General features: G+C 37.6%; 22 protein-coding genes. 3 read left to right on the top strand and 19 right to left on the bottom strand.

The window, feature by feature from the left end:
• Positions 1-76 precede the first annotated feature (76 nt).
• A complete protein-coding gene (locus LGB01_04675; GenBank protein ID MCB4753493.1) occupies positions 77-820 on the bottom strand; it encodes a competence/damage-inducible protein A in 744 nt (247 codons plus the stop codon).
• A gap of 85 nt (positions 821-905) precedes the next feature.
• Between LGB01_04675 and LGB01_04670 the strand changes: the two genes are divergently transcribed.
• Positions 906-1643, top strand: a complete 738-nt coding sequence (locus tag LGB01_04670; protein MCB4753492.1) for an arginyltransferase — start codon at positions 906-908, stop codon at positions 1641-1643.
• Positions 1644-1658: 15 nt separating this feature from the next.
• On the opposite strand, the gene LGB01_04665 is transcribed toward LGB01_04670, so the two are convergent.
• From LGB01_04665 to LGB01_04635, 7 genes are all read right to left on the bottom strand, one after another.
• Entirely contained in the window at positions 1659-2792 is a 1134-nt protein-coding gene (locus tag LGB01_04665) for an FAD-binding oxidoreductase (protein ID MCB4753491.1), read from the bottom strand.
• Between the two features lie 51 nt (positions 2793-2843).
• Positions 2844-4892 (bottom strand): glycine--tRNA ligase subunit beta, encoded by a 2049-nt coding sequence (gene glyS, locus LGB01_04660; GenBank protein MCB4753490.1) that lies wholly within the window; start codon positions 4890-4892, stop codon positions 2844-2846.
• Positions 4893-4953: 61 nt separating this feature from the next.
• Positions 4954-5103, bottom strand: coding sequence for a hypothetical protein (locus tag LGB01_04655; protein ID MCB4753489.1), 150 nt, complete (start codon positions 5101-5103; stop codon positions 4954-4956).
• On the bottom strand, positions 5103-5597 hold the full coding sequence (locus tag LGB01_04650) for a tRNA (cytidine(34)-2'-O)-methyltransferase (protein ID MCB4753488.1): 495 nt from the start codon (positions 5595-5597) through the stop codon (positions 5103-5105). The genes LGB01_04655 and LGB01_04650 overlap by 1 nt, the downstream gene beginning before the upstream one ends.
• Before the next feature lie 84 nt (positions 5598-5681).
• A complete protein-coding gene (gene purU, locus LGB01_04645) occupies positions 5682-6518 on the bottom strand; it encodes a formyltetrahydrofolate deformylase (protein ID MCB4753487.1) in 837 nt (278 codons plus the stop codon).
• A gap of 63 nt (positions 6519-6581) precedes the next feature.
• Positions 6582-7649 carry a 3-isopropylmalate dehydrogenase gene (leuB, locus tag LGB01_04640; GenBank protein MCB4753486.1) on the bottom strand — a complete coding sequence of 356 codons (1068 nt, stop codon included), beginning with the start codon at positions 7647-7649 and terminating at the stop codon, positions 6582-6584.
• Complete coding sequence (locus LGB01_04635) at positions 7646-8143, bottom strand: 3-isopropylmalate dehydratase small subunit (protein MCB4753485.1); 498 nt, start codon at positions 8141-8143, stop codon at positions 7646-7648. Before LGB01_04635 ends, leuB begins: the two co-directional genes overlap by 4 nt.
• 170 nt (positions 8144-8313) lie before the next feature.
• On the opposite strand from LGB01_04635, the gene rpoD reads away from it, so the two are divergent.
• The gene (gene rpoD, locus LGB01_04630; protein ID MCB4753484.1) at positions 8314-10155 is read left to right on the top strand and encodes an RNA polymerase sigma factor RpoD; all 1842 of its coding nucleotides are present in this window, start codon (positions 8314-8316) and stop codon (positions 10153-10155) included.
• A 279-nt stretch (positions 10156-10434) separates the two neighbouring features.
• On the opposite strand, the gene LGB01_04625 is transcribed toward rpoD, so the two are convergent.
• The 5 genes from LGB01_04625 to mnmG form a co-directional block, all read right to left on the bottom strand.
• A complete protein-coding gene (locus LGB01_04625) occupies positions 10435-11337 on the bottom strand; it encodes a c-type cytochrome (GenBank protein ID MCB4753483.1) in 903 nt (300 codons plus the stop codon).
• A gap of 12 nt (positions 11338-11349) precedes the next feature.
• Entirely contained in the window at positions 11350-12570 is a 1221-nt protein-coding gene (locus LGB01_04620; GenBank protein ID MCB4753482.1) for a cytochrome bc complex cytochrome b subunit, read from the bottom strand.
• 10 nt (positions 12571-12580) lie between these two features.
• Positions 12581-13126: a ubiquinol-cytochrome c reductase iron-sulfur subunit gene (petA, locus tag LGB01_04615; protein ID MCB4753481.1), complete on the bottom strand. Its 546-nt coding sequence runs from the start codon at positions 13124-13126 to the stop codon at positions 12581-12583.
• A 155-nt stretch (positions 13127-13281) separates the two neighbouring features.
• The gene (locus tag LGB01_04610) at positions 13282-14130 is read right to left on the bottom strand and encodes a hypothetical protein (protein ID MCB4753480.1); all 849 of its coding nucleotides are present in this window, start codon (positions 14128-14130) and stop codon (positions 13282-13284) included.
• A gap of 57 nt (positions 14131-14187) precedes the next feature.
• Positions 14188-16056 carry a tRNA uridine-5-carboxymethylaminomethyl(34) synthesis enzyme MnmG gene (gene mnmG, locus LGB01_04605; GenBank protein MCB4753479.1) on the bottom strand — a complete coding sequence of 623 codons (1869 nt, stop codon included), beginning with the start codon at positions 16054-16056 and terminating at the stop codon, positions 14188-14190.
• Positions 16057-16157: 101 nt separating this feature from the next.
• Here mnmG and ribE point away from each other — a divergent pair, with 101 nt between their 5' ends.
• A complete protein-coding gene (ribE, locus tag LGB01_04600; protein MCB4753478.1) occupies positions 16158-16772 on the top strand; it encodes a riboflavin synthase in 615 nt (204 codons plus the stop codon).
• On the opposite strand, the gene LGB01_04595 is transcribed toward ribE, so the two are convergent.
• The 6 genes from LGB01_04595 to LGB01_04570 form a co-directional block, all read right to left on the bottom strand.
• Entirely contained in the window at positions 16766-17551 is a 786-nt protein-coding gene (locus tag LGB01_04595; protein MCB4753477.1) for a hypothetical protein, read from the bottom strand. The genes ribE and LGB01_04595 overlap by 7 nt on opposite strands.
• A gap of 26 nt (positions 17552-17577) precedes the next feature.
• The gene (locus tag LGB01_04590) at positions 17578-17883 is read right to left on the bottom strand and encodes a hypothetical protein (GenBank protein MCB4753476.1); all 306 of its coding nucleotides are present in this window, start codon (positions 17881-17883) and stop codon (positions 17578-17580) included.
• The gene (gene luxS, locus LGB01_04585; protein ID MCB4753475.1) at positions 17877-18407 is read right to left on the bottom strand and encodes an S-ribosylhomocysteine lyase; all 531 of its coding nucleotides are present in this window, start codon (positions 18405-18407) and stop codon (positions 17877-17879) included. The genes LGB01_04590 and luxS overlap by 7 nt, the downstream gene beginning before the upstream one ends.
• 155 nt (positions 18408-18562) lie before the next feature.
• Positions 18563-19513 carry a thiamine pyrophosphate-dependent enzyme gene (locus LGB01_04580; protein MCB4753474.1) on the bottom strand — a complete coding sequence of 317 codons (951 nt, stop codon included), beginning with the start codon at positions 19511-19513 and terminating at the stop codon, positions 18563-18565.
• A gap of 2 nt (positions 19514-19515) precedes the next feature.
• Positions 19516-20748, bottom strand: coding sequence for a 2-oxoacid:ferredoxin oxidoreductase subunit alpha (locus tag LGB01_04575; protein ID MCB4753473.1), 1233 nt, complete (start codon positions 20746-20748; stop codon positions 19516-19518).
• A 9-nt stretch (positions 20749-20757) separates the two neighbouring features.
• The gene (locus tag LGB01_04570; GenBank protein MCB4753472.1) at positions 20758-21216 is read right to left on the bottom strand and encodes a 4Fe-4S dicluster domain-containing protein; all 459 of its coding nucleotides are present in this window, start codon (positions 21214-21216) and stop codon (positions 20758-20760) included.
• Positions 21217-21223 lie beyond the last annotated feature (7 nt).

Raw genomic sequence — 21223 nt, 5'->3', positions numbered from 1 at the left:
CAAATTTTACTTTGGATCCATAAAATAAAGGGAAAAAAGATAGGCAGGGTTTTTATCAATACAACAGTATGACACATTAGGCTTCATCTTCGAGAACAAAAGGTATTTTTTTATTTTCAAGAAGATTAACATAGTCGCTGAAGACTTTTGCAGTAAGCATATCGTCTTTGGAGGCAACCGAGAGACTTACCTGCCACCCTTTACCGTCATGTAGTTTTGGAAGAGAAGAAACTTCAACTTCCTCTGGCGTCTTCTTCATTAATTCAATAAATTCATTCTCTCTACACTGTGCAGTAAGGGTGTAGCGATAAGTGGGTGTATCTTCTGGCAAAATATTCTCTAAAATGTAGTTAACCATTGGATGGCTCATCTCAGGAAATCCTGGCATAAAGAAGTACCGGTCATCAAGATAAAATGCTGGCATATTATTAACTGGATTGCCAAGTAGCTTTGCACCCTGCGGAAGCTCTGCCATTTTAATGGAATATGGATAGGCACGCTCTCCTAGTGTCTCTTTAATAATCCGTCTTGCCTCTTTGTGTACTCTCATCTTTCCATTTCGTAGTGCAATAGCAACACATCGTCTGGTATAATCATCGGGTGTAGAGCCAATGCCACCAAAACTAAAGAGTATAGGGTTGGCATGTGAAGCAATGAATTTGATGGTATTAACAATCAATGCTGGATTATCTGCAATAACAAAGGAACCAGAGAGAGTATGGCCTTTGGATTCAAGTGTTTTGGTCACAAAATTGAAGTGTGCATCAGCGCGTCGTCTGTTGAGTATCTCACTACCAATAATGAGGATAAAAAATGTCATATTGTTTCTCTCCTTTTTTAAAGAAAAAGTCTATAAATTTTACAATAGTTTGAGTATAATCGCCATTATGAATGAAGAACGACATATGGACTTACTCAACCCACCATCAACAGATTTCTCTATGCTTGACTATGAGTGTGCCTATCTTCCAAACCAATTGGTACGTATGTATTATAAATATATTCAAAACGCCTCCAAAACTTTTACTACTGCTATCATTGCCAGAGGATGGAGACGTTTTGGAAAATACTTCTTTCATCCTATCTGTAATGGTTGTGATGCATGTAAAAGTATCCGAATTGATGTACCTAATTATATATTTAGTAAATCACAGCGCAAAGTAATTCGAAAAAATAAAGAGACACAAATCATCATTCAAAAACCAACTTTAACACAAGCGCACCTTGACCTCTACAACAAATACCATGCTTACAAACATCAAAAAGATGGCTGGAGCCACCGTAATATCTCACATCGCGAATACCATGAGAACTTTGTAGATGGCGCACATGATTTTGGCAAAGAGATACTTTATATCGTTGATGAAAAGCTAATTGGTGTTGATCTTATCGATATTCTTGATGATGGTATTAGTGCCATCTACTTCTACTATAACCCTGACTATGGGCATTTATCGCTTGGTACCTATTCCTTACTCTACCAAATCAAACTGGCACAAATTCTTGAACTACCTTATATCTATCTTGGTTACTGGGTAGATGGCTGCAAAGCCTTTTCCTATAAGTCCAAATTTCAACCACAAGAGATACTTGATGGTTTTCCTCATATTTCAGAAATACCAGAGTGGGAACTATGGAAATAGATTTTTAAAATATTTCTAGAGAGTACCCTTAAGTTTTCTTGCCCATTTTAAAAATAATCTATCTGGATTAACCCGTTTATCTATCTCTTTATCTTCTATAATTAACTCAGAAAGCCATTTTGCCATCAATGGGGCAAAAACAAAACCACGACCTCCCACTCCATTAAGAATAAATAGATTTTTAAAATATTTCAGTAGAGGCTTGGCACCATAAGTAATATTAGGATAGTGTTTAAGCATATGAGGCACATCAATCACTTTACCAACCAGTGGAAAATAATCCCTACTTCCCGCACGCATACCGCAAAAGGTCTCCTTAAGTACAAAATCAGATATATCAACTATTTGCATGGCTTGCTCTTCTAGTATATACAATGGCTTGCCATCACATACCATGCAAGGTTCTTTAACTTTAACATGTGTTGCCCCCAATTTAATAATTCCATTAATATTGGCAGAAATGGAGATCTTTTTGTGCATACTCACATTAAGTGATAATTTAGAAAAGTAATCACCCCGACTTCCCCACGTACCACGTACATCCATATAACGCATATCTAAAAGAGTATTTTCATAGCCAGTGGAGAGTACAATATATGTAGCGCTGAGTACTTGATGTTTGGTATCAAAAAGGTGCCATCGTATTTTATCGTGTGTAAGATACTCTACTTTAAACTGTTTAAAGGGTACTTTCTGAAGAATGGCATTACAAAGCTCAGGAGCATCACATACACCTGCATCTTCGAACAAAAAAGCATCATGCTTCTCTTTTATGCCTAGCATATGAAGTTTAGAAGAATTTACCCATCGATAGCTAGTATTATTGTAATATTCATAGGTTTTGAACTTTTTAGCATCTTCTGCATCTTTAGGGATACGTATCACACCACTTTGATGAAAGTAGTTTGGAAAATACTTTTGATAGAACTCTTTGGCATAGATAAAAGATTCATTGGTCAACTGTTGTAGTGACCCACCTTTACCAATTTTAGGAGAGACAAATGCTCCTGCTGCTCCACTACCACCTGTTGCTGCCATACTGCTACGGTCTACTAGTAATACTTTTTGTCCTTTTTGTTGCAAAGCATATGCTGCACAACACCCTGTAATGCCTGCACCAATAATAATAGTATCGTATAGTTTAGACATTATTTTTAAGCTGTGTATTCAAGCTTAGCATACACTCCCCTTTTTGTACAACTAAACCGCAATCTCCTTAATATCTGCAATATCCCTAAATGACTTATAAATTAAAGCAATCATATATAATCTATTCTGCTTAAGCTCTTCCTCTTCTGTATTAACAAGTACGTTGCTAAAGTAGCTCTCAAGCTCTTCTTTGAGTCCAAAGAGTGCTTCAAGGCTTGTTTTGTAGTCTAAATAGTTGCTATCAATCACTCTATTGTAGGCATTATACAAACGTATCTCCGCATCTTCTTTAAAGAGAGAGGGGTCAACAATAAGGTTGCTCTCTAGATTCACATCTTTGGAGATATTTGCTATACGTTTAAAGGTACTAAATTGCTCTTTAAATGCATCATCTGTTACAATCTCATTGAGCACAACAACCTTCTTGGCAATCTCATTAATATCACACTCACCACTTGCCAATACTGCGGCAATAACGGAAGGATTGACATCAAGGAACTTATTGATACGCTCTATCATAAAAGCTTTGAGCAATTTAGTATCAAATTCAGCATACTCTCCTTTGAGTAACTCAATCATATCGTCAATATGAAAGGAGATATCATTATTGATTACAATACGTATAATCCCATTAACTGCACGACGGAGAGCAAAAGGGTCTTTAGAGCCAGTAGGAATCTTGCCTACACTAAAAAGTCCTAGTAGTGTATCAAGTTTAATACTCATCGCCACAATGGCAGAGAAAAGAGAGCTTGGAAGTTCTGCACCTTCACCTACTGGCATATATTGTTCTTTGATAGCATTATAGATTAATGGGTCTTCACCAAGGGCTTTGGCATAGTAGTAACCCATAAGCCCTTGAAGTTCAGTAAACTCATAAACCATTTCACTCATCAAATCAGCTTTAGCAAGTTCAACTGCTCTGACCATAAGTTTTTCCAACTCAATAGCACCTTTGCCTGTAAGTGCTTCTAGTCTATCCGTATAGAGTGCCAATAGCCTAAGTGCAATATGCTTCTCACGTTTAATTTTGTCTGTAAGCATTCCTAGTCCATCAATAAACTGTACCTTCTCAAGCCCCTCTACGGAAAGTCCTTTTTTGAGATCATTATGATAGAAAAAGAGTCCATCGGCCAGACGTGGTCTTAGTACTCTTTCGTTTCCCGAAATCACTTTACTGTAATCATCGGTGCAAGCATTGGAAACCACGACAAATTTATTAGAAATATTACCATTCTCAAAAACTGGGAAATAACGCTGATGCTCCTTCATAGAAGTGATGATTACTTCAGGAGGAAGCTCGAGAAACATAACATCAAAATTTCCTATAAGTGCCTTTGGGTTTTCAGTAATAGCAACTATTTCAGCAAGTAATGCATTGTCTCTTTCAATAACAATATTATACTTCTCCTCAAGCACACCAAATTGCTCAAGTATCAACTTTTTACGGACTTCCGGCTCAAGTATTACTGCACCTTCTTCAAGTACACTCCCATACATATCTATCGTTGGTATTTCTACTGCATTACAGTTGATCATGCGGTGCACATATGTCTTAGTATCACTCTGTATGCCAAAAAGTTCTACAGGTACAGAAGTTTCCCCTAGACGTACCTGAAGCCAACGTATAGGACGAATAAATTCATCACTTCTCTCTCCCCAGCGCATCATCTTTCCAAATGACATTGAAGCAATCCACTTAGTTACCATTTCGCCCAACAGATTCTCAGTTATTACACCTCTTTCCTCTTTTTTGAAATAGAGTACTTCAGTTTCTCCTTTTTTTTTATACCCTAACACAGAAAGGTCTACTCCACATTTTCTTGCAAATCCTAATGCTGCTTGCGTTGGCTCTCCATCTCTAAATGCTGTAGTAATGGGGGGTCCCATAAGTTCAATAGTGCTATCTTTTTGTTTTTTGGGTATAGCTTTGTGTTGAAGTACTAATCTTCTTGGAGTATAAACAAAGCTAAAGTCGCTACTAAGCTTATACTCATCGAGTATTTTTTTCCATGAAACTTCGATATTCTTGACAATCTTAAGCAATGGGATCGCAGGCAGTTCCTCTACCCCAACCTCAATCAATAATGGTTGTGTCATTTTGATAATCCTCTTGGGAGATAATGGGGATTATTTTATCGAAATGTTGGTAAATAGGGGGTTAGCTCTCTTTGTTCACCCTATTCTCTTCAAGGTCTTTACGGTTTCCCTCTTTGTCAAATTTAGATAAAAAATTATTTCGTACAATTGTGAGGGTCATGTAAGAAAAGAGTAGTGCCACAACAATATAGACATAGTCTCCAAATGACATCAAGTCTCCTTTAGGGTATTGGGAATAGTGATTTTCTCAAACCCCTTATAGTTCTGGCGCACTGCATCGTAAAGTACTACACCTACGCTTACGCCAAGGTTTAGACTTCGACCCTTAGAACCCATAGGAATAGTGATGCATTGTTGAGGATGCTTCAAAAGTATGTGTTCATCAATTCCTTTAGTCTCTGAACCAAAAAGAATGAAATCTCCTTTTTGAAATGGGGTAGAAAAGTAGAGGTTGTCTGTCTTGGTTGTTGCCATATAGCTATTCTTTCCAATAGGATGAGATTTAAGAAACATATCAAAACTCTCCCATACAATTAAATCAAGTTCTTTCCAGTAGTCTAAACCAGCTCTCTTGACAGCCTTATCATCTATATCGAAACCAAGTGGCTCAATCAAATGTAGTGTTGCACCAAGATTAACGCAAATGCGACCAATCGTGCCAGTATTTTGAGGAATCTGTGGTTTAACCAATACTACATTAAACATTGATACTTCCAACTAAAGAATAATAAACAAACTCTATAAAATAGTATGTAGCTTCTCTTTGATTTCTCATTTTTTCATATCTCACTAAAAAATGATTGTTTTATTACCATTAATAAAGATACGATCATGCAATACAAGATTGAGTGCACGTGACAATACTATTTTTTCTACATCACGCCCTGCACGTTGCATGTCATGCCAGCCAAAACGATGGTTAACAGGGATGACATCTTGTGCAATGATTGGACCCTCATCAAGATCATTGGTAACAAAATGTGCTGTCGCACCAATAATCTTTACCCCTCTCTCATATGCCTGCTTATAGGGATTTGCACCAATAAATGCTGGAAGGAAAGAGTGGTGGATATTAATAATGCGCTCAGGATAGGCAGAAACAAATGATGGGGTCAATATACGCATATATTTTGCAAGAACAATGTAGTCAAAATTATGTTCATCTATTTTTTCCATCACTTTGGCTTCATGTGCTTCACGTTCAAGCCCCTCAGTAGAAATATGATAAAAAGGAATACAGAAACGTTCTACAAGATCACGCAGGGTTTCATGATTAGCAATAACGCACTCAATCGTCGCTCCTAGTTCTCCTGCTGCATGCCGAATAAGGATATCTCCAAGCGCATGGGACTCCTTAGTTGCCAATAATACAATCTTCTTATCATAAGGTGCAATAACACGTATATGGGCATCATGAGGAGAAACTTTACGCAGTGCCGCATCGAGTTCATCTATCTCAAATATTCCACTTACCACAGTACGCATGAAAAATTTCTTTTTTTCTTGGTCAACAAATTCACGGTTAGAATCAATATTTAAATTACGGTCATAAAAAACCTTGGATATCTTATAAACCAACCCTTTGGCATCATGACAGTCAATGAGTACACGTACTCTGGTTTCCATTCTTCCTCTTTCTTTTCAAAACTCTTATACTGCTTTCTATCAATATATTGATAGAGCTAGTCTCTATTTCGATGCATAGTTGGCAACGATATCTCCCATCTCTGAGCAGGTAACAATCTCTTTGGCATCATAGTCACCAATATCTCCAGTTCTATATCCTTCTGCTAGTGTTTTTTTAATTGCCTCATCGATACAGTCCGCTGCTTCTTGCTCATCAAGTGCATAGCGAAGCAGCATACTTGCACTTGAGATAGTTGCTAGCGGATTAGCAATACCTTGCCCTGCAATATCTGGTGCAGAACCATGAATAGGCTCAAAAAGCCCTATACCTTTTCCTATACTTGCACTTGGCAACAGCCCAATAGAGCCAGAAAGCATCGAAGCAGCATCCGAGAGAATATCGCCAAAAATATTACCAGTTAAAATCACATCAAACTGTTTGGGATCACGAATAAGTTGCATCGAAGCATTGTCAACATACATATGGCTCAGCTCTACTTCTGGATAGTCCTTGGCAACCTCTTCAACTGTCTCTCTCCAGAATTGACTGACCTCGAGAACATTGGCTTTATCTACAGAACAAATACGTTTTTTGCGCTTCATTGCGATATCAAAGGCAATCATAGCAATACGTCTAACCTCTTCCTTGGTATAAACCATTGTATTAAAAGCTTTATCTTCATATAGTTCTCTGGGCTGACCAAAGTAGATACCGCCTGTCAGTTCGCGAACAACCATAATATCTACACCCCGAATCACACCTGGCTTAAGGCTAGAAGCATTGATTAGTTCATCATAAACTATTGCTGGTCTAAGATTAGCAAAAGTCCCCATCTCTTTACGAAGTCCCAATAGCCCTGTTTCAGGTCTTAGATGCCGCTCGAGATTGTCCCACTTGGAACCACCAATTGCTCCAAAAAGTACAGCATCACACTTCTTAACTCCTTGGATAGTTTCTTCGGGAAGCGGTATACCAGTCTCATCAATAGCAGCACCACCAAGTAGCATCTCTTCATACTTGAGATTAAAAGCCTGTGAAACTGATACTGCATCAAGTACCTTCAATGCTTCATCAATAATCTCAGGACCAATACCATCTCCTTTGATAACACCTATTCTATAACTCTTCATATTATTACTCCTTTGGCAATCTCTTGTTTAGCAAAATGAATCAAACCACCTGCATCAACAAGCTCTTGCATAAATGCTGGAATGGGTGTAAATTTATAAATCTTTGCTTGTGTAATATTAATAATCTCGCCTACATTCATCTCAATACGTACCGTGTCGCCTTCATTGATCTCATCAGCCTCTTTAAGTTCAAAGATTGGTAGCCCCATATTGAATGCATTTCTATAAAAGATACGTGCAAAAGTTGGTGCAATAATTGCATTAATTCCAGCTGCCTTAAGTGCAATAGGGGCATGCTCACGACTTGAACCACAACCAAAGTTCTCGCCAGCAACAATAATATCACCTTCATTCATATTAGAGACAAACTTTGGATCTGCATCTTCCATAACATGTTTTGCCAGTTCACTTGGCTCTGATGTATTGAGATAACGTGCAGCAATAATTAGATCGGTATCAATATTATTGCCAAATTTCCAAACTTTTCCTTGCAAACTATATCCTTTATTCTGAAATCAGCCGGTTAAAAATATTCGCGATTATAGCCAAAAAAATGGAAATTAACAAATTTTGATATGCAGAATGAAGAAAATTTCGGTATAATCCACCTTCAATAAAACTTAAAATAGAACCTCTCCCCGTGCATCATAATAAAAGGATTTTAATGGCTGCTAAAGATAGTATGAAAAGTATAGAAGTGTTATTCAAATCTAAAAAGAAAGGTGATGTAATTACCTTTGAGAATATTGCTAAAGAGTTTAATAAGGCTCCCACTGCTATACAAGCAAAAAAAATTGCTAAACTTGCAGAAGATGCCAAAATAGAGATTATTTCTGCCTCAGAGTATGCCAAGTATCTCACAGAAAAAGAGGCTAAGCGCCGAGAAAATGCACGGAAACGTGCCCTAGATAGTGGAATTGAAGATGAATTTGATTTAAATAAAGAAAAAGAGTTACTTGAATGGAGTCGTTCAGATTCTCCAGTACGTATGTATTTACGTGAGATGGGGAAAATCCCATTACTAACTAAAGAGGAGGAGGTAGAGCTCTCCAAGCAAATTGAAGAGGGAGAAGAGATTATTATCGATGCAATCTGTTCAGTACCTTATCTTATTGACTATATTCACAATTATAAAAAACCATTACTTAACCGAGAAAGGCGCGTCAAAGAGCTTTTTAAAAGCTTTGAGGACGATAAAAGTGAAGACAATGATAAAACAGAAACTGAAGAGGATACAATTGAAACTCCCAAGGATGATAAACGTATTGAACAAGTTGTAGAGAGCTTTAAACACTTAGAAAAATCTAAAAAGGGATGGATGAAAGCGCGTGAAGGACTTGACAAGCTTTTAGTAAATGAGACTGATTCAGTCAAAATTATTCATGAGCGTCTCAAGATTGCCTTCAAAAAGGGGCAGCTTAAAACTGCTCTACTTGACCTTGGGCCAACTTCAAAGCTTATCAACGAGTTGGTCAAGGCAATGGAAACAGCACTCAAGAGTGATGACAGCTTCGACAGAGAACTTAAGCGTTTAGAGTATAAACTTCCACTTTTTAATGATATACTCAAAGCTAACCACCAAAAGATTCTTGATAATATTATCCATATGGAAAAAGATGATATTATCGATGCTGTACCAGAGACCACCATGGTTTCTACCTATGTTGAAATTAAAAAACTTTTTGAAACCCGTGAAGCAAGCAAGGGTGGCTTTGACTTAAGTGAAGAAAAACTACAAGAGATTCTCAATCAAATTCATATTGGTAAAGCAAAGTCTGAAAAAGCTAAGACCCGTATGGCGAAGTCAAACTTGAGACTTGTTGTATCCATTGCTAAACGTTATACCAACCGTGGTTTACCATTCCTTGACCTCATTCAAGAAGGAAACATTGGACTCATGAAAGCGGTTGATAAGTTTGAGTATGAAAAAGGATATAAGTTTTCCACCTATGCCACATGGTGGATACGTCAGGCAATTTCGAGAGCTATTGCTGACCAAGCACGTACCATCCGTATCCCAATTCATATGATTGAAACGATTAACCGTATCAATAAAATCATCCGTAAATATCTTCAAGAGACTGGGAGAGAACCAGACCTTGACACCATTGCTAAAGAGGTGGGACTCTCCATAGATAAGGTTAAGAACGTTATCAAGATTACCAAAGAACCTGTCTCGCTTGAAACTCCTGTAGGTGATGAAGATGATGGAAGATTTGGTGATTTTATTGAAGACAAGAATACGCTCAGCCCAACCGATGCTATTCTCAAAGATGACCTTAATAATCAAATTGACGAGATACTTGACCAACTCAATGAAAGAGAAAAGGCAGTCGTTCGTATGCGTTTTGGTTTACTTGAAGATGAAAGTGATAGAACACTTGAAGAAATTGGTAAAGAACTCAATGTTACACGTGAACGTGTTCGACAGATTGAAAGCTCCGCAATCAAAAAACTAAAACACCCAAAAGTAGGACGAAAACTGAAAAATTATATTGAAGAATAAGTTTTCTCCCTACCCTCACAATAACCACTTTCTACTATGGAAAGCTGGGTGTTAAAAACACTTTCTGCCTAAACTTCCCTAAAAAAACTTTCTTCTTTATAAAAAATCTATTGAAAAAAATGGCATATATCAATCTTTGTAGAACCGAAGAATATAAACTTTGCAGTAGTTTACTGTAGAGATTTAAGTATCCAGAGCAAGAGAGACTTGCTTGGGTTAGTTAAGCCAATCCTCTCTATACTCACATTATCTAAAGGTGGAAAAGATATCACAAAAGAATTAGTGACAATCTCTCCACATAGATTTTTTCCATAAATATGCTAACACAGTAAAGGCAAAGAAGAAAAGTAGTACCCAAGATCCTAATGCTTCTCTTTTGGGCTTACTTGGGTCACCTGTCTCTTCAAGGTATGCAAACACCTCTTCAACTGCCTCTTTTTTGAGTCCGAGTTTTGGCATTATCGTACCTGGAAGCTGTAATTGAGGATCTTCAATAAATGTCTCAAGGAAATGCTTACTTCTTGCTCTAATGATAATAGAGAGATCTGGTGGCAATTTACCCATATGATCAGCCAGTTTATTCTGATACTCACCTAATTTCTTTTCAAAGTCAAGTGCGGCAAGGTCTACACCTGTTTTAATATTAGACTTAGTCTTGGGAACATCACCAATCTGTGTCCACTTACCATAACGGTTAGCATGACATCTTCCACAAGCAAACTCATATACCTCTTTAGGTGTTGACTCTTTGGGCGCAATAGACTTAAAATAGGCTACAATATCAGCCGCATCCTGAATATTATCAGCACTTGGAGGCATTGTAAAGTGTCTATCTTTTGTTACTTTTTCAGGATTAAGAAGAAAATGTGTAAAGAATTTCTCATCTAACACTTTTCCTGCAAGACTCAAGTCAGGAGGATTGACACCATATGCCTGTGCAGACATCACTGGATCCATTGGTGCAGGTATATTCTTCACTTTGATTGAATGACACCCTGCACAAGAAGCAGCAAGTGTTTCGCCTTTTTGTACGTTACCTTTTGGTACTGGCTTGAAGTCACTATATGTAAATCCATTCCCCTCTACATGCTTATGCATTTGAGAGTGCGCAAATGGTTCCACACCCCAATAAAGGGTAAGAGTAAAGACAATTACAACTCCTAGTATTTTTAATTCTTTCATGACTTTTACTCCTTATAATTTCTTTTCTGTTGCCGTAATGATAGGAAATGCAACCCATAAGGCAATGAAAATTGATGCCGCAACAAAACCAATTGTGCTCCATATGCCTTCTGGAGGCAATTTTCCCATAAAGGTCAACATAATCATATCAATTAAAAGTGCCCAAAACCAGTACTTAAAAAGTCCCCGTCTACTTGCAGGTGCCACATTGGGACTTCTATCAAGGAATGGAAGAAGAAAGAAAATCACCTGCGCAAATCCAAATGCAACAAGGCCTGTATCTGTTGAAAATGGTCTAAGCACTTCATAGCTCCACAGGAAATACCACTCAGGGTAAATGTGTGTCGGTGTCTTTAGTGAATCTGCTGGATCAAAGTTAACTGGATCCATTGCAAACTCAAAATGATAAAATACCAAATAGAAGAAGAGTATAAAATAGACACCTATTACAAAAATATCTTTACTTAAAAATACTGGTTTGAATGGAATAACTTTGGACTCTTTGATTTTACCTGCCTTGTAAAGCTCAGCCGACTCATCGAAATCAAATATTTCACCATCTTGATTATTTACATGAGGGATTCTCAGTGCACCAAAATGCAATACAATCACACCTATAATTGCCAATGGCACCAATAACACATGTAACATAAAAAACCTACTCAAGAATGCTTGTCCAGGAACATAGTCTCCTCTAATCCATTCTACCAAAGCATTTGCATGCAATGATCCACCAGAGAAGAGGTTAGTAATAACCATACCTGCCCAGTAACTCATCTGTCCCCATGGAAGCATATAACCTGAAAAGGCTTCTGCGGAGAAAAGTACAAAAAGAAGCATTCCTGAAAGCCAAATAATCTCTCTTCCTCTTTTGTAGGAGCCATAGTAGATACCAGTAAACATATGAATATAGATAATCAGAAAAACAACCGATGCACCTACACCATGAATATGCCTCCAGAGCCATCCATACTGCACTTCAGACATAATTGTATAGTTGACTGAATCAAATGCCAACTCTGTAGTTGGCTGATAATACATCAGCAAAAAAATTCCAGAAATCAGTAAAAGAGCAAATGTTGCAGCCAATACCATACCCATTGCCCAAAGAAAATTGATATTCTTTGGAATCCAATATTCTGTAGAGAGTACACACTTAAGTTTATCAATCGCGAGTCTTTCATTGAGCCATTCATTACTGAATGGTCTTACATTTTCATCAAAATGTGCCATTTATTTCTCCTTATGCCTGAATCGTGATGCCATCTTCAAGCATCTTTTTGTATTCTGGTCCCTCTTCGCCAAGCACCAACTTCTCACCTTCTATTTTAAAAGGAGGAACATCTAGTCCTCTGGGTGGTGGTGCTTTGGTCACCTGGGCTGTAACATCGTACTGTCCTCCATGACATGCACAAAGAAAGTCACTTGTTTCAGGACGAAAACCAGGAATACAACCAAGATGTGTACAGAGTCCTATACATACAGTATAGTATCCATTGCCCACCTTAATGAGTCTTTTTAGGTCGTCTGGCTTCTCTTTTTTTAATTTTTCAACCATCTCTGGAGACTGCTTGAGTACAAAAATAGGTTTTCCTCTCCATTTTTCTACTACCAACTCATTCTCTTTATAGTCTTTCATATTTAATGTCGTAAATCCTGCTGTCTTAACACTTGGTAGCACATCCCATGTACATTTCATGGCATATAGCGCACCAACACCACCAAGTGCCGTAAAGCCACCTAATGCCATCCCCATAAAGTCTCTACGATCTTTATTGTTGTTAGCCATAACAATTTCCTTTCTTATTAGTAATTTAAACTATTTATTATAGGAAAAAAATATTAAGAAAATATTATTTATATTAGAAATTAAGACATTCTAGGCGAATATTATCCTAGGTAAACGAAGATAAGTATAATCTTGATTATCCTTATCTTAAGATATTAGAAATATTTCAGTAATTCTGATTCATCAAAAGGTGTAAGTTTAGTCAATCTTTCTGATGTTGCATTCTTTAAAGCTGTCTGAAGTGTGTTAGTATTTAATTCTGTCACAATCTCCACACCATACCTATATAATAATTCTACCGGATAGAGCGGTATCTCTTCCTTTAGCTTTAAAAAGACTACCTTTGCACCAGCTACTCTTGCTTCAAGTGCAGCTTGAGACGAAGCAGTTACCAGCGTACTGCTTTGAGAAATCAACTCCATATATGTCTCAGGTTCATGTAGTACTGAAAATCGTTTTGCTAATTCATCCTCATATTTGACAAAAAAATAGTGTCCCAACAATAACTCCATATTAAGAGACTGAAAAAAGGTATCGTGACTCAATAGGATTTTTTGATGATCATGGTCTCTTAAAAAAAGGAGTACCCTCTCCTTTTTAGGGTGATGCTTAAAATAGTATTCATCAACAATAGCAGCATTCTCTCCACATTCTGAACACAAAAGTGTTTCACCATGTACACTCCTATCTTTATAGTCATGTGCAAAACGCCATACCTGTTTAAAATCACTCATATATTTTACCAATCTACCGTGATCATCTTCATTAGAGTCAATAATAATACTATCCCCCATTGTGGCAATTGCATCAATATCCTGTATGGTTTCAATTGTGACATATTCTTTAAGTCCTTGCTCTTCTTTCATCGCTACACCTGCACGAAAATCATTGACAAGTATCTGCATTTCAATATCTTGCTTTGAAAATTTTTTCATTACTGCCATACAACGTCTAACTCTTTCCAGTCCTACCTTATGTCCAGTATTTGCATAGTAGTACAACATCTTTTTTCCTTATATTATATATTTCTTTTATTCGCAGGATAGATAATGGGAAAGGTATTATTTTCCTTTCTGTGCCATTTTAATATAGATATGGATAATCTCTAGTGCTGCTGGTGTTACCCCACTTATCTGAGATGCTGCAAAAAGTGTATTTGGTGTCACCCGCTGAAGCTTCTCGACAACCTCATTGCTTAACCCTTGTACTTTAGTAAAATCAAACTCTTTTGGAATCTTGATCTTGAGCATATCTTTCATCTGTGCAATCTGTTGAGCCTGTTTCTCGATGTAACGGTAATACTTTGCCTCAATGAGGATTTGCTCCATTACTTCATTATCATATTTATCAAACTCTGGTAAAAGAGTGACCAATTTTTCTCTATCAAAATCCCCACGTGCAATGACATCGACCCAAAGTGTCTTGTCATTAATCTTTTGTGCACCAATCTGGTCAAGTTTAGTAAGAAATTCCTTGGTTGGAGTAGCATAATTCTCTTCAAGAAATTGCATTGCCTCGTTAATTGCTATATCTCTTACCTCAACTTTCGTTAAATATGCCGTATCAAGAAGCCCCAAACGTTTAGCATGTGGTAGCAGTCGTCTATCGGCATTGTCTTCACGCAACAATAGTCTATACTCTGCGCGGCTGGTAAACATACGGTAAGGCTCTTTGGTTCCCTTGGTAACCAAATCATTAATTAAAACACCAATATAGGCCTCATCATGTCTCAAAACAAATGGCTCTTCGCCTTTAACAGAGAGGGCAGCATTTACCCCAGCAATAAACCCCTGAGCAGCAGCCTCTTCATAGCCCGTTGTGCCATTTATCTGTCCAGCAGCATAGAGTCCATCTATTTTTTTAACCTCTAGCGTATGCCTTAGTTCCAGCGGATCAATATAATCATACTCAATTGCATAACCATAACGGACAATCTTAGCATTCTCCATTCCCTTAACAGAACGTACCATCTCTAGCTGTACGTCGGTGGGCAAAGAGGTGCTCATACCATTAATATAATACTCTGTTTCGTCCATTGTTTGTGGCTCAACAAATATTTGATGGCGTGGTCTGTCTCTAAAACGATTAATCTTATCTTCTATGCTTGGACAGTAGCGTGGCCCCACTCCTTCTATCTGTCCACTGAACATGGGTGCTCTATAAAAATTACTCTCAATAATTTCATGAGTCTTTTCATTGGTATAGGTTACATAGCATGGTAGCTGTTTAGGGTTAAATGTTTTCCTATCTGTTCTAAAAGAAAATGGTGGAGCAGGTGTGTCCCCTGGCTGTACCTCCATGACTGAAATATCTATGCTCTTTGCATCAATACGTGCACAAGTACCCGTTTTAAGACGGCCAATATTAAGTCCCAGATCTCGCAAGTACTCCGCCAATTCAACTGAAGAAAACTCTCCTTGTCTTCCAGCTTTCTGTTGCTTTTCTCCAATATGAATCAAACCATTAAGAAAAGTACCTGCTGTAATAATAACCTTAGAAGAAAAATAGCGGTTTCCAAGTTGCGTAGTAACCCCTTTTATCGTTCCTCCTTCAATAATTAAACCATCGGCAATCTCTTGCTTTATGTCAAGATTATCTGTATTGAGCACAACCGTACGCATATACTCGCGATAATTATCCATATCAATCTGTGCACGAGTTCCACGAACTGCTGGTCCTTTAGAAGCATTGAGTGTACGAAACTGTATGCCTGTCTTATCAGTACAAAGACCCATTTCTCCACCTAATGCATCGATCTCACGCACTAAATGCCCTTTAGCAAGTCCACCAATAGCAGGATTGCATGAACTTGCTCCTATTTGCTCTACTAGTATAGTAATCATTAGTGTCTTTGTGCCCATACGTGCAGAAGCAAGTGCTGCCTCTATACCTGCATGTCCACCACCAATAACAATAACATCATATTTCATTTTTAATTCCGTTTTAAAAAAGCGATGGGTCGTGAAACAAGCTCTACTCAACGCTTTTCTGCTATAATTAAGTGAATTATATCCAAATAAATTGAGGCATTATGTTCACTGGACTTATCCGCGAAATTGCTACTGTCAAGCACTATCAAAACAACATCCTCACCATACAGTCAAAACACAAAGCAAAACTTGGTGACTCCATTGCTATCAACGGGGTTTGTCTAACAGTAATCAAGGTTAACTTTGATGGGTTTGATTTGGAAGTAGCAGATGAAACACGCAATATTGTACCTTCTGAAAAGTTCAGTGGAAAAGTACATATTGAACCTGCCATGCAGATAAACAACCGATTTGAAGGGCATATTGTGCAAGGACATATTGATGCTATTGGTACAGTAAAGTACATCACAAAAAGAGAAAATGGTACAGATTTCATTATCAAAGTTAACCCAAAATATATTGTCTATATTGTCCCCAAAGGGTCTATCACCATTGATGGTATCTCTTTAACGATCAATGATGTCTATACCGATAGTTTTAGATTAACTATCATACCTCATACATTAGAAAAAACTCTAATAAAAACCTATAAAATAGGTACAAATGTCAATATTGAAACTGACCTATTTGCACGATATATTAACCATATACTGACACACAAAAATAAAGAACAAACGGAATGGAAAGAGATTGATGCCATACAGATGAGTTACTGAATTTCATCATCTCTTAGGCTCCTTCCATTTGGATTTCGCTCAATCTTCAACATCATATCAATCCACTCTAGGCTTTCAATCCGTTGTAAAGAAGCAATAAGTGATCGGCGAGTATGAGGTGCTTCAAAATAGTGAAGTACAAAATTATTCTCATGTAATCCCATACGGGTTACTGTTGCTGTTGAATAGGTTGTCAGCACAATAGCATTCCCGCAGAGTCTCTTAATATCAGCAAACCATTCATAAGTCCAAAGTAGAGGGTTTACCTTAGGGGAAAATGCATCTTGGTATATAATATTAAATTGAATATCATCTTCATGAAGAGAGGGGACAATTTGACGTGCATCACCAATCAAAACTTCAATCTTGAACTGCTCATCTTCATAATAAAAATTTTCACTGATGGCTTCGATAATAGACCTGAAGTCATCAAACTCACTTGGGTAATCAAAATCTTTAAGTGAATGTACTAGTGCTGCATCAAACTCTGGAGAGATGATGTGCAATTTGATATCAAGGTTATTCTTTTTGACATAATAAAGGGTTGCAAGTGTGTTGTAACCAAGTCCGTAACATATATCAAGAATAGTTAGTTGGGTAGCAACTGTATCTTGGTGAAAATCAAAAGCAGGCAAAACATGCTTTTGGAGGCTCTCATGAAGTGCTCCATCTTTAGGAGAATGGTAGGATTCATTAAATTCTTTAGAATAGAGCGTTATACTACCGTCTTTTGTGATAATAGTCTCTTTCTCTTTGCGTAAAGTTTCATTATATATCATTATTTTAATGAAGAAAAGCACCCACACTACAACCCTATTTCATCAAGCTCTTTGAACTTGAACGCATTGATGATATCTTCAAGTGTCTCCTCTTTACGAACCACAAGTACCATCATCCCTTCATCCATAAAATCGAGATAGTTTTCATACTTATTAACAAGAATGACAAAATCAATCCATACCTCATTGGCTTCTTCTCTCCTATTATAAAAGTGTATTGAGCGTATCTCTCCAGCATCAAAATCAATAAGTGCCCATTTTCTTACTTTTATTTGTGGTGTAATCTTTGAATTTAAGCCATTATCACTCGATACTGGTACCCAAATCAGCATATATTTCCCTCTTTAGAAATTTTTTTCAGCTCTGCTTGACTTAATATAATTTTCTTATTACTTATCTTTCCTATTTTCTTTTGCAGTACATTATTTGCAATATGTTTTGCCTCATCAAGAGAGTGCATTTTATAGCTACCACATTGGTAAAGATTAAGTTCAGGTATATCCGACTCTCTCTTTACGCTCAATACATCTTTCATTGCTCTTTTCCATGCCTTTGCAACTTTTTTTGCTTTTGGTTTTCCTAGTACTGACATATAAAATCCCGTTCGGCATCCCATAGGAGAAAGATCAATAATTTCTGTTATTTCATCATTTAGGTGATCTCTCATGAATCCTGCAAAAAGATGTTCTAACGTATGAATTCCTTTAGCAGATAATTGTTCTTGGTTGGGTACACAAAATCGTAAATCATATACGGTTACAAGATCCCCACTAGGAGAATACATTATTTTTGCAACTCTTACTGCCGGTGCAATCATCTTAACGTGATTAACAGTAAAACTGTCTAATAATGGCATAATATTTCCTTTTTGATAATTTTTTAAATGAATGATAGAAAAATGGAGAATGAAGATTGATTCGATCGACATAAATACAAGAGTAACCTATTGGTATATGACCAAAAATAGTACAAAGTCGATCGATGCAAAGAGAGGTTATTTGAAACTAACTTTTATATGCGTGCCTCTTCTCTTCGCTGTAGCATCTCCCAATACTCATCAATATTTTTCTGAATCTCATCAATAACATGTCTATACTCAGGCTTAAAGAGATGTTTGTAGCGCCCCTGAGCTGCAAGGTAATCCTCAACTTTGAGAATATTTTTTGGTCTATAGAGAATATTTAATTCATGACCATCAACAATCTCATAGATTGGGAACATTAAAGAATCTGTTGCTAAATCAGTGATATTGATAGTATCTTTTGGATCAAAACGCCACTCAGTACAACATGGGGAAACTGTATTAATAAAACATGGTCCTTCAGTTTCAAGTGCTTTCTGAAACCCTTTTGCCATAGACTTCCACTTATTTGGAGCAAGCTGTGCAACATATGGTGCACCATGTGCTGCCATGATTGCTACAATATCTTTCTTCTTTTCTTTCTTACCATAAGAGTGTGAACCTGCTTGTGCAGTAGAAGTAGTTGCACCAATCGGTGTTGCAGAAGATCGTTGTCCTCCAGTATTTGCATAGTTCTCGTTGTCAAGACAGATATAGGTGAAGTCATGTCCTCTTTCAAATGCACCAGACATCCACTGAAAACCAATATCATAGGTTGAACCATCGCCACCAAAAGATACAAACTTAACTGGCTTATCATCTTTAAGGGTACCTCTTTTCTTACGTGCTTTATACATTGCTTCTGCACCACTAGCAGCAGATGCAGCATTTTCAAATCCAATATGTATCCATGAAGTATCCCATGAAGTAAACGGATAGACCGCAGTTGAAACTTCAAGGCATCCTGTATTGGCTGTTACAACTAAATTATCATCGGTACAATTCATAAGCTCTCTTACAATCATGGAGTGTGCACACCCAGGGCAGAGTGTATGTGCTCCCTCAAAACGATCATTTGCTGTTGAAAATTCTTTTAGGTTTTTAACTGATGTAATTGCCATCATTAACTCCTTTTAGTCTGAAAAAATCCAAGCTTCGGACCCCTAAGACCCGAGAACTGCTGAATATCTGTTGTAATATGACCCACATCGGCATTTGCTTTCTGATCGTGATAGATGTCAATCGCATCCTGAACAGCAAAGTCACGTCCACCAAGACCATAAATATAGTTAGTTACAAGTGGTCTTTTTGGTGTTGTATAAAGTGCTGCAGATATTTCGTTAAAGAGTGCGCCCATCGCACCACCTGGACTTGAGCGGTCCAGTACTGCAACTGATTTTACATTTTCAAGTGCCTCCCTAATGAGATTAAATGGAAATGGTCTAAAGACCCTTGGTGCAACAACACCTGCCTTTATCCCTTGCTCTCTCATTTTCATTGCAGCCACTCGAGAAGTTTCTACTGTCGTACCAAGTGCTACAATTGCTACCTCAGCATCTTCCATCATGTAACTCTCTACACGTTTATATTTTCTACCACTTATTTTTTCAAATTCAGAAAATACCTCTTCAATAACAGGAACGGAGTCTATAATTGCTTTATGTTGTTTTGCCTTGTGTTCAAAGTGCCAATCTTCTTCTGTCTGTGCACCATATGTAACTGGTCTGGAAAAATCCAACATATCATCTACTGGATCAATATCACCTACAAAACTGTAAGCAACTTTGTCTGTAAGTGGATAAACATTTTGTGCTGTATGAGAAGTAATAAACCCATCTTGATGTACCATAACAGGAAGTCTTACATCGTGATTCTCTCCAATCTTGAATGCACAAAGTGCGAGGTCATAGGCCTCTTGAGCATTAAAGGCACCAAACTGTATCCACCCTGCATCCAATCCCAAATACATATCAGCATGATCACCTCGTACATTTAGCGGAGAGGCCAATGCTCGGTTAACAACATTCAGTACAATAGGTAATCTCATGCCTGATGCTTGATACAATACCTCTACCATCAATGCAAATCCTTGTGAAGAGGTTGCAGTTGCCACACGACCGCCTGCTGCAGACGCACCAACACATGCAGACATTGCCGCATGCTCAGACTCTACCATAACAAATTCGCCATCAATATAACCATTAGCTACATAGGCTCCATAGTTTTCAACAATCGGTGTAGATGGTGTAATGGGATAGGCAGCCATTACGTCAACCTTTGCTTGTCTCATTGCTTGAGAAGCAGCATAGTTCCCATCCCAAACTTCTCTCTCTTGTAAATCAAATTTTTCTGCCATAACAGTCCCTTATTTCTTTTCTTTTTTCTTTTTTTCTGGCCACTGAGATAGCGCGTTCTCAAGGTCTTCTTGCTCACTAAACATTAAAAGCGATTTTGGGTTAGTTGGACATACCTCTACGCATACTTCGCATCCTTTGCAGTGGTCATAATCAATTCCAAGCATCTGCTTATCTCTAGAGATAATTGAAGAGTCTGGACACCAAACCCAACAGTTCTGACAATCAATACAAACATCAATATTAAATACTGGCTTTTTCACTCTCCACGAAGCAACTGTCGCTGTGTAAGAGTTAAAGTGTGAATAGTCTCTCTCTTCTTGTTTTAGATGGGCAACGCTAGAAGCATCTCCCTCAAACGAAGTAAGAACGCTTCCCTGTACTACCTCATCCCATCCTATTAAGTTTTTACCAGCTTCCAGCTTGTGAAGACCTCTTTTTTCTGTTGCACATAAATTTAAATCTTGCATTATTGCT

The organism is Sulfurovum sp. (assembly GCA_020525365.1).
Taxonomy (GTDB): Bacteria; Campylobacterota; Campylobacteria; order Campylobacterales; family Sulfurovaceae; genus Sulfurovum.
Note: the sequence above shows the minus strand (reverse complement) of the source record. Positions and strands in the feature narration are given on the sequence as shown.